The following is a 4,913-nucleotide window of genomic DNA, read 5'->3' on the forward strand; positions in this document are numbered from 1 at the left end:
GGGCGGTGACGGTTGCCCCTCCCCAATCGCCGACGGCTTGCCTAAGGGTGGCGCGATGAGGAGCCGATCATGAGCGACGCCGCCCCGACCCAGTTCTCCGACCGCGAGGCGCTGCTGTTCCATTCGGAAGGGCGGCCGGGCAAGATCGAGATCGTCGCGTCCAAGCCGATGGCGACGCAGCGCGACCTCGCGCTCGCCTATTCGCCCGGCGTCGCGGTGCCGGTGCGGGCGATCGCCGACGATCCCGCCACCGCCTATGACTATACCGCCAAGGGCAACCTCGTCGCGGTGATTTCCAACGGCACCGCGATCCTCGGCCTGGGCAATCTCGGTGCGCTGGCGTCCAAGCCGGTGATGGAAGGCAAGGCGGTGCTGTTCAAGCGCTTCGCCGATGTCGACTCGATCGACATCGAGCTGAAGACGGAGGATGTCGACCGCTTCATCGACGCGGTCGAGCTGATGGAGCCGACCTTCGGCGGCATCAACCTGGAGGACATCAAGGCCCCGGAATGCTTCATCATCGAGCAGACGCTGCGCGAGCGGATGAACATCCCGGTCTTCCATGACGACCAGCACGGCACCGCGATCATCGTCGCCGCCGGGCTCATCAACGCCTGCCTGCTCACCGGCCGCCGGCTCGCCGACGTCAAGGTCGTCGTCAACGGAGCCGGCGCAGCGGCGATCGCCTGTACCGAGCTGATCAAGGCGATGGGGGTGCGCGGCGACAATGTCGTCATGTGCGACCGCTCGGGCGTGATCTACCAGGGACGCGAGAGCGTCAATCAGTGGCAGTCGGCCCACGCCGCTGTCACCGACCGCCGCACCCTGACCGAGGCGCTGGCGGGCGCGGACGTGTTCCTCGGCCTGTCGGCGGCGGGCGCGCTCAAGGGCGAGATGGTCCGCGACATGGCCAAGGCCCCGATCATCTTCGCGATGGCCAACCCGGAGCCCGAGATCCGCCCGGAGGAGGCCAGGGCCGCCCGTCCCGACGCGATCGTCGCCACCGGGCGGTCCGACTACCCCAACCAGGTTAACAACGTCCTCGGCTTCCCCTTCATCTTCCGCGGCGCGCTCGACGTGCGCGCGACCGGCATCAACGACGCGATGAAGATCGCCGCCGCCACCGCCATCGCCGAGCTGGCGCGCGAGCGGGTACCGGAGGAGGTGGCTGCCGCCTATGGCGTCCAGCACAGCTTCGGTCCCGACTATATCATCCCGGCCCCGTTCGACCCGCGGCTGATGGAGCTGGTGTCGGTCGCGGTCGCCAAGGCGGCGATGGACTCCGGCGTCGCGACCAAGCCGATCCTCGACCTCGCCGGCTATCGCCAGTCGCTGCGCGCGCGGCTGAACCCGACAACCTCGGTCCTCAGCCTCGCCTATGAGGGCGCACGGGCACGGCCCAAGCGGATCATCTTCGCGGAAGGCGAGGAGGAGGTGGTGCTGCGCGCCGCGATCGCCTTCAAGGAGGGCGGCTATGGCACGCCGGTGCTGGTCGGGCGCGAGGAGGTCTACGACAAGCTGAAGGCGCTCGGCGTCACCGAGCCGGGCGAATACGAACTGCACAACAGCCGTGTCTCGCCGCTGGTGCCGCGAATGGTCGACTTCCTCTACGAGCGGCTCCAGCGCCGCGGCTATCTGCGCCGCGAGGTCGAGCGGATGGTCAACCAGGACCGCAACATCTTCGCCGCCGCGCTGCTTCAGCTGGGCGAGGGTGATGCGATGATCACCGGCGTCACTCGCACCTGGGCGATGTCGATGCGCGAGGTGAAGCGGGTGATCGACCCCGAGGCGGGGCGCACCCCGTTCGGCATCCACGTCATGGTCGGCCAGAGCCATACCGTCTTCATCGCCGACACCACCGTCAACGAGCGGCCCACCGCCGAACAGCTCGCCGACTTCGCCGAGCAGACTGCTACGGTCGCGCGGCGGATGGGGCACGAGCCGCGCGTCGCCTTTCTCAGCTATTCGACCTTCGGCAATCCCAAGGGCGCGTTCCTGGACAATATCCGCGACGCGGTGCACGTCCTCGACGGGCGGCAGGTCGGCTTCGAGTATGAGGGCGAGATGCCGCCGGACGTCGCGCTGAACCCGCGCCAGCTCGCCAACTATCCGTTCGCACGGCTGTCGCAGCCGGCCAACGTCCTCATCATGCCCGGGCTCCAGTCGGCGCATATCTCGGCCAAGCTGCTGCGCGAGCTGGGCGGCGACAACGTCATCGGACCGATGCTGGTCGGCATGGAGAAACCGGTGCAGATCGCCGCGATGACCAGCACCGCGAGCGAGCTGGTGACGCTGGCGGTGCTGGCGGCGGGCGGCATCGCCCGCTGATCGGCCTGCCGGGCTGGCGGCTATGTCTGTGCGTTCAATTCCGAGTAGACGCTGACGCGGCTTCCGGAATCACGTAACCGGCTTGTCCGGGGGGTGCCGCCAAATCGGGCATGACCCCCGCCGCCCCGCCTGCTACGCCGTCCTCATGCCCTCGGCCGCCGCCTCCGCCCGCGCGATCCTCGTCAACCTGCACGACGTGATGGCATCGCGTAACCCGGCGCAGGCGAAGCTGAACGGTGTCGTCGGCATCATCGCGGAGGCGATGGATAGCGAGGTCTGCTCGATCTACCTGCTGCGCGAGGGGGTGCTGGAACTCTACGCCACCCGTGGGCTGGCGCAGGAGGCGGTGCATGTCACCAAGCTGGCGCTGGGCGAGGGCTTGGTCGGCACCATCGCCAAGGAGGTGGAGGTGCTCAACCTCGACGAGGCGGCGTCGCACCCCGACTTCGCCTATCGGCCCGAAACGGGCGAGGAGCGCTATCACAGCTTCGCCGGCGTGCCGATCATCCGCCGCGAGCGCGCCGTGGGGGTGCTCGCCGTCCAGCATGCCGAGCCGCGCAAATATGCCGATGTCGAGATCGAGGCGCTGCAGACCGTCGCCATGGTGCTGTCCGAGCTGATCGCCAATGCCGGGCTGATCGACGTCGGCGCGAGCGCCAGCCGGCCGCAGTCAACCGCGGCGATGCGGATCGGCGGGCAGCGGCTGGTCGACGGCATGGGCGCGGGCTGCGCGGTGTTCCACCAGCCGCGCGTCGTCGTCGAGCATACCGTCGCCGAGGACACCGACGCCGAGCGCCACCGCGTCTATGCCGCCTTCGACAAGATGCGCGAGCAGATCGACCGCATGACCGCGCAGGCCGAGTTCGGCGGCGGCGGCGAGCATGAGGAGGTGCTGCAGACCTACAAGATGTTCGCCTATGACGAGGGCTGGTCGCGTCGCATCAACGAGGCGATCGACAGCGGCCTCACCGCCGAAGCCGCGATCGAGCGCGTCCAGCAGCGCACCCGCCAGCGGATGCGCCAGATCGACGACCCACTGCTCGCCGATCGGATGCACGACCTGGAGGACCTGTCCAATCGGCTGTTGCGCATCGTCTCCGGCCAGATGGGCAGCGCCGCGCAATTGGGATTGAAACAGGACACGATCCTGATCGCGCGCAACCTGGGTCCGGCCGAGCTGCTGGAGTACGACAAGCGCCGGCTGAAGGGCGTGATCCTGGAGGAGGGGTCGCTGACCGCGCACGTCACCATCGTCGCCCGCGCGATGGGGGTGCCGGTGCTCGGCCGCGCCCGCGACATCCGGCGGCAGGTAGCGGAGGGGGACATGCTGTTGCTCGACACCATCGAGGGCAGCGTCTTCGCGCGGCCGTCGGCGGGAATGGAGGAAGCGTTCGAGGCGCGCCTCGCGCTGCGCCAGAAACGCCGCGCGGCGTTCGCGGCGCTGAAGGACGCCGCGCCGATGACCCGCGACGGCCATCGCCTCACGCTGATGATCAACGCCGGGCTGCGCGACGACGTGGCCGCGCTCGACCTGACCGGGGCGGACGGCATCGGCCTGTTCCGCACCGAGTTCCAGTTCCTGGTGTCGGCGACGCTGCCGCAGCGCGAGCGCCAGCAGCGGCTGTATCGCGAGGTGCTGGACGCGGCCGGCACCCGGCCGGTGATCTTCCGCACCGTCGACATCGGCGGCGACAAGGCGCTGCCCTACCTCACCCGCGACACCGCCGACGAGGAGAACCCGGCGATGGGCTGGCGCGCGCTCAGGCTGGCGCTGGAACGCGGCGGGCTGATGAAGGCGCAGGCGCGCGCGCTGCTGGAGGCGGCGGCGGGACGGGTGCTCAATGTGATGTTCCCGATGGTGAGCGAGCCATGGGAGTTCGACGAGGCCAAGGCGCTGTTCGAGCAGCAGCGCGACTGGATGGTCGCGCGCGGCAAGCGGTTGCCGGCCGAGATTCGCTATGGCGCGATGCTGGAGGTGCCGGCGCTCGCCGAGCAGCTCGACATCCTGTTGCCGGGCATCGACTTCCTGTCGATCGGCACCAACGACCTGACCCAGTTCCTGTTCGCCGCCGACCGTGCCAACCCCAAGCTGGCGGAGCGCTATGATTGGTTGAGCCCGTCGATCCTGCGCTTCCTGGCGCGTGTGATCGTGCCCGCCCGCGACGCCGGCGTGCCGGTGGCGGTGTGCGGCGAGATGGGCGGGCGACCGCTGGAGGCGATGGCGCTGATCGGGCTGGGCATCCAGCGGCTGTCGATCACCCCGGCCGCGGTCGGGCCAATCAAGGCGATGGTGCGCAGCCTCGACCACGCCGCGGTCACCGCAAAGATGGCGCAGCTGCTTGCCCGGCCGCCGCGCGATCTGCGCGGCGTGCTGACCGGCTGGGCGGCCGAACAGGGCGTCGAGCTGGCCTGAGCGTGCCGCCCTCGTTGACTCGGCTTTCCCTGTCTGGGAGAGCGGTGGCGGAACCCGAACGCGCGGGAGATTGACATGGACGACACGCCCCCCGGCGCACCCGAAGCCGCTGCCGCAACGGCGGGCGACCGGCTGCGTTCTGCGCGCGAGGCGGCGGGGCTGTCGCTGGCCG

The 4,913-nt window shown here is 69.6% G+C and carries 2 protein-coding genes; both read left to right on the plus strand.

Going from position 1 to position 4,913, the window contains the following annotated elements; genetic code table 11:
* Positions 1–69 precede the first annotated feature (69 nt).
* On the plus strand, positions 70–2,328 hold the full coding sequence (locus HUU96_RS11250) for an NADP-dependent malic enzyme (RefSeq protein ID WP_174292888.1): 2,259 nt from the start codon (positions 70–72) through the stop codon (positions 2,326–2,328).
* A 145-nt stretch (positions 2,329–2,473) separates the two neighbouring features.
* Entirely contained in the window at positions 2,474–4,741 is a 2,268-nt protein-coding gene (ptsP, locus tag HUU96_RS11255; protein ID WP_174292889.1) for a phosphoenolpyruvate--protein phosphotransferase, read from the plus strand.
* The last annotated feature ends 172 nt before the right edge of the window (positions 4,742–4,913 follow it).

Source organism: Sphingomonas bacterium (assembly GCF_903644135.1).
Lineage (GTDB): Bacteria > Pseudomonadota > Alphaproteobacteria > Sphingomonadales > Sphingomonadaceae > Sphingomonas.